Consider the following 5,200-nt stretch of genomic DNA (forward strand, 5'->3'; position numbering starts at 1 on the left):
CTGCTGGGCCGTGCGGTCTGACGGACGGCGTATGAGCGCCGCGCTGGTTTCACTCAGTCGGACTGTGGTGCGTCCGTTGTTCGTTGGCGTCCGTCAGGACAGGATGGAAACCGTGCGGGCGGGTGCGCCACCGATCACGGTACTTTAAGAGCGCCCGAGGATAGGACTGTCCGGCTCGCGGCTCCCCGTATCCCGCCCGGCCGCGTTGTCGTCAGTCGGCGCCCACCACCAGGGCGCCTTCCTCCGCCGCCTTGCCGGACCGGGCACGGATGAGCCGCTCACTGATCGAACGCCCTATCCTCGGGCGCTCTAAGTGATCACGTCCAGGCTCGCTGACCGCTCTGTTGAACATGGACCGGGCCAGTCGATGGGACCTTCTTGGCTGGCCAGCAAACAAAGAGAATCCCACATGGCAACCCCCCGTAAGTTGTGCTCGGAGCGTAGACCACAGATGTCGCCGTGCCGAGGGCAGTCGGCCCGGCGTTGGGGAAACGATGATAAACCGTGTTCGGAAAGGCCGCCCGTAGGATGCGGCGCCTGGGCAGGGTAGGGTGCCCACTCATTAGAACGTCCGGCACGGGGGGTGAACGGATGCGGCTTGTTGGCGTGCGCTGGCGGATGCTACGCGACCGCTCGAATTTCGGCGCTGCGCGGACCGTCGACGGTCCGGCGAGTGGGGTTTCAGTGTGAGCGGCCAACACTTTCTCGGCGGCGCGCGTGAGCCGCTGCGGCCGGAGGACCCGGAAACGATAGGCGGCTATCGTCTGCGTGGCCGGCTCGGCGAGGGTGGTATGGGCGTCGTTTATCTGGCTGAGGATGAAAACGGCACATCGGTGGCGCTCAAAACCATACTACCCCGACATCGGGGTTCGGGCGGATGGCGGTTCCGGGCAAGATTTCGGCGTGAGATTAAGAACGCAAGCCGCGTCAGAAGCCCTTACACACCAGCTGTGCTAGCCCATGGGAGTGATCGGGACTCTGGCGATCCTTACATGGTCACCGAGTTCATCAACGGGCCGAATTTGAACGATTGCGGAATTCTCCTCGCTCCTCCCGAGCTACGGCGGCTCGCGCACAATCTGTTAGTTGCTATTGACGCTCTCCATGAGATCGGAATCGTGCACCGTGATATCAAGCCGTCGAATATCGTATTGTCACCAGGGGGTCCTTATCTGATCGACCTGGGAATTTCCAAATCGGTTGACGACTCGACCATCACGAGTGTTGGAGAACGGCCGGGGACCCCGACGACAATGGCGCCTGAGCAGTGGGCTGGAAAAAATGTGGGGAAGCCGTGTGACGTATGGGCTTGGGCCTGTGTGGTGGTCAAGGCCGCTACCGGGCGTTATCCTTTCGCTGAGCCAGGGCTGACTGACCGAAACGATGAGCCTTACCTGGGTGCCTTGCGGCAGCCGTTGCGCGGCCTGGTCAGGCAGGCATTACAGACGGAACCGAGTGCGCGGCCTCTGGTCAGGACCCTGCTAAAAGATCTTAGTGGTATCGGGGCCGCGGCGGACCCACATGACATGCCCACCGAGGTCCGACAGCTGGAACGGCTGTCAGATCAACGCCCGCGATCCCGGCCCCTGCCCCGGCCCCTGCCCCGGCCCCGAGCCCGATCCCGGTCTCGGCCTCGGCGCGGGAAAGGGCTGGGCTTCGTCGCCGGGTACGCGTGCGTACTGGCTTTGATCGCCGGGGTCGTGCTCGCATCGCTGCGAGGAAAGACGACTGTGTCGCCACCGCCGACCGCTTGTGCGGCTGCCACCTGGGACGGTCTGGCAGGGCGGGCACAGCACCCGGCGAATACGGCCGACCGGGTGCGGGAAACGGCGAACAAGCTGCGTGCGAGCAATCCGGATCTTGCTCGTAAGCTGGATCTTGTCACCTATCGCCTCGCGCCGTCACCCGCTTCCTGCGCCGGCCTCGTCCGTTACAGTTTTGTCGCCGGTTCCGCCGCTGTCGGCGTGGACGACGCGACCAGAGTCGCGTTGAGCCCGGATGGTCGGCAGCTGGCGGTGGCCAGCGTCAACACCGTCCGAATTTTCAGCCTTGCCGAGCTCGCCGCGCCGCGAGAAATCCTCTCCCCGCTGCATGTCGATGCGTCGAACGAACGAATTTTCCGCCTTGCCTTCGGAGCGGACGGCCGGACGCTGGTCGCCGGGACCCTGAAGTCCGTTTTTTTGTGGGATCTCGCCGGACTGTCGCAACCCCGTATGATTTCTTCAGCCGATCCGCGGACCGCCGCGGATGTCTCCGGACTTGCTGTCGGTACATGGTCGGAGGATGGCACACCGGTACCGGCCGTTGCGCTTGCCCGGGGCACCCGGATCGAACTATGGAAGACCGGCTACGGCTCTTCGTGGGTAGACCCCCTGGACCAGCGAACAGCCACGACAAGTGTCGCGTTGAGCCCGGATGCTCGACGACTGGCTGGCGGGGGCAAAAACGGTGTCGTCCTGCTGTGGACCCACGACGCTGTGGACAAGCCGGTGTCGCTGGTTTTGGACGAGGCTGAGGCGGTCACCAGCCTCGCCTTCAGCCGGGACGGGGAAAGAATTGCTACGGGAACCGTTTCTGGAAAGTTTACGATATGGGATCTCACGGATTCCACAGATCCTGCGGCCAGGATCAACAAGCATCTTTTTCGTGGTCAGGACGGAGAGATCGACAGCGTCATGTTCGGTGGGCGTGACACGGTGGTGGTCGCGGGGAACAGCGCGGGAGCAATTCGCCTGTGGGATGTCAGCGGCATGGCGGAACCGACATCGCTGGGATTCCTGGATGTCCGGGGGAGCGGCGGCGCGGGCCTCGCGACCAGCGCGGATGGTCTGCTGCTCGCGACGGCGGTACGCGGCGGCGGCGTTCAGCTGTGGAATCTCGATCCGGTCGCGATCGCGGCCAGGCTGTGCAAGGACAAGGCCGCCCGGATCACGGACGAAGAATGGGCGGCGAACCTTCCCGGTGAGCCCGTCCAGGCTTCATGCCCATGAACGTGGCGGGGGAAGCGACCGGGGGGCGGTCGGCTGTGGCGCGTGATGGCCCGGGTGCCGCTGCGCTGGACGTCTCCAAGGTCTCGCCTGCTGGGACGGCTTGCTTCCAGCCGATTACTTTCAGTTTTCAGTTGCGTACTCTACGCACGGTATTGCGCCGACGGCTACCCCCGTGGATGCCGCGTTTCGGTGCCCTCTACTCTGGTCTGTTCTCCATCTTGATGATCACAGGGGGATAAGTGAAGATTAAAATCGGAGGCCTGTGGGGAAGGGGCTTGATAGATGCCCCAGACCGGCAGGTAGCTCAAGGCGATCCGTCAGGTATTCAGCCGGTGTTGACAGCCCTTTCATGCTTCCCGTACGTTTCGTCCACGGCCAGCGCACGTAGCGCGTGGCCCAGGTCGGGTACTGCCCGACTGATGACCAGGATCTTTTCGATCTCGGTCCCCTGTGAAGCATCCAGGCCTTCTGGGTGCTGTGGCGTCTATATGGCGTCGAGCTGCCGTCGTTCCATCCGTGGTTCGGCATGCCCATCACAGGAGGACCGATGAGCACCCTGACCATCGCCGACATCGCAAGCGCGAACGACGAGATTGCGTTCCTGGCCTTTTCGGAGTTTGTCGGCCCGCCGTTGTGGGCGCAGGTGGTCCGCGGTGTTCACCGTGCCAAGCCTGGCACCTGCGCCTGCTGCCCTGAGCGCACGCCGCTGTTCAGCGTCACCGACGTGTCCACCGAACCGCTGTGCCACCGCTGCATGAAGCTGTGGACGGACCACCTCATGAGCGGCTTTCGGGTGTTGCGTCAGGCGCTTGCCGGCCAGGTGCCGACGGTGTCACCCCGTAGCCACAACGCGGGCCAGGAGATCCGTGAATGGCGCGTCATTTGTGATCATATTCTCGCCCCTGATGCCGAGCTGGAGGACGCTTCAGCCGTTGGCGCCATGCTGCGCGATTTCGTGCCCCGCGAGGCGAGCCCGGCCGGGCTCGGCTGGCTGCGCGCCGCCTGGGCACAGCTCATCCATTACCCGACCGCTGGGCGGATCGTGCCGACCGTGCGCCGGGAATCGGCCGACGAACGTGGCCTGCCGACCCGTCCGGAGACGGCAATCGGCAAGGCCGTGTGGGCCGCGCCGTTGCGCGTTGATCCGGTCAGCCGAGACATCCTCATCGAGTTTCTGCTGGGAATTCGTGATGAGATCACCGACCCGTACTCCCTGCCGTCTATGGAACTGAAGTTCGGGCTTACGGCAGTTGAGGTGGCCGAGCGGCTCCAGCGTTCTCTCGCGCTGCTGCGCCAGCACAACCGCGATTTCTACGAGCGGGCCGTGGCCGTGCCCCTGGCGCGGACCGCGCCTGACGAGATCTTCGGTGGGCACATGCCATCCCCGGAGGACATCTGGGTGGCAGCAGCGGACGCGAGTGTTCCACGGAACGCGATCATCGTCGAGCTTCGGTCCAACCCGGATGTGGTCGGGGCACTGCGGGCGATCGTCGACGCCGCGTACGGTAAGGGACGCGATGTCGTCGCGGTCGTCCGGCGGCAGTTGCGGTTGGACACCGAGCACGCCTGGGCTGAGGTCACCCGGCTTGTTCGTCTCGTTGCCGCGGCGGGCGTCGGTTGGGTCGACCTCCTGCTCCGCGCCCTCGATGGGCGGGCGGCGTGATGCCGGCGCTGATGTCGACAATGATGCTGATGTCGACAATGGTCAGGATGCCGGCAGCGCGGCCCATGCTTCCAACAGTTCCGCAAGATCATGTGCTTGGGCCGTGGACAGCACCACGCTTCGTGTGGCGGGGTCGCCGGCACGGAGCTGGTCGTGGTCCGTAGCCTGGGAGACGATCTCGATGCGGATCCCGTCGTCCACCGCGGTGGCCCGGACCGACCGCGGTGCGTCCGATGTTCCCGGTGCCGGCGGTGGATCTGTGATCTTTCTGCGGCCGGCGATCCGCAGCAGCTCAAGATGTTCGAACGCGGCCGTTCCGTTGGTGCGTAACAAGGCCGCGACCCGGGTGCCGACCGGCTGCTCCGGCCGATCGGTCCAGGTCAGCCGCAGTGGGGGAGGGCGGCCGTCATCGAGTTCGAGAATCGCCTGTGCGCCGGCCAGCCGCAGGGTGGCAGGCCCGAAACTGCCCCGCAGGTGCCGGGACGCGGACGGGACGCCGGCCAGCGCCGCCAGCACACTCGCCTCTGCGCCCATCCGCCCTCCCCCC

3 protein-coding genes and 1 pseudogene are annotated in these 5,200 nt (G+C 65.2%); 3 read left to right on the forward strand and 1 reads right to left on the reverse strand.

The features are described from left to right. Positions 1–686: 686 nt before the first annotated feature. From MJ783_RS23625 to MJ783_RS08975, 3 genes and pseudogenes are all read left to right on the forward strand, one after another. A pseudogene (locus MJ783_RS23625) lies at positions 687–1,475 on the forward strand (serine/threonine-protein kinase); the annotation flags it as partial. Positions 1,476–1,730: 255 nt separating this feature from the next. Further along, positions 1,731–2,990, forward strand: coding sequence for a WD40 repeat domain-containing protein (locus MJ783_RS08970; RefSeq protein WP_239309916.1), 1,260 nt, complete (start codon positions 1,731–1,733; stop codon positions 2,988–2,990). Between the two features lie 547 nt (positions 2,991–3,537). Beyond that, positions 3,538–4,653 (forward strand): hypothetical protein, encoded by a 1,116-nt coding sequence (locus MJ783_RS08975; RefSeq protein WP_239309917.1) that lies wholly within the window; start codon positions 3,538–3,540, stop codon positions 4,651–4,653. Between the two features lie 42 nt (positions 4,654–4,695). Here MJ783_RS08975 and MJ783_RS08980 read toward each other — a convergent pair. Next, a partial coding sequence (locus tag MJ783_RS08980) for a hypothetical protein (protein ID WP_239309918.1) occupies positions 4,696–5,200 on the reverse strand: 505 nt, incomplete at its 5' end.

Origin of the sequence: Protofrankia sp. Cj3, assembly GCF_917627355.1 — a bacterium.
GTDB lineage: Bacteria > Actinomycetota > Actinomycetes > Frankiales > Frankiaceae > Protofrankia.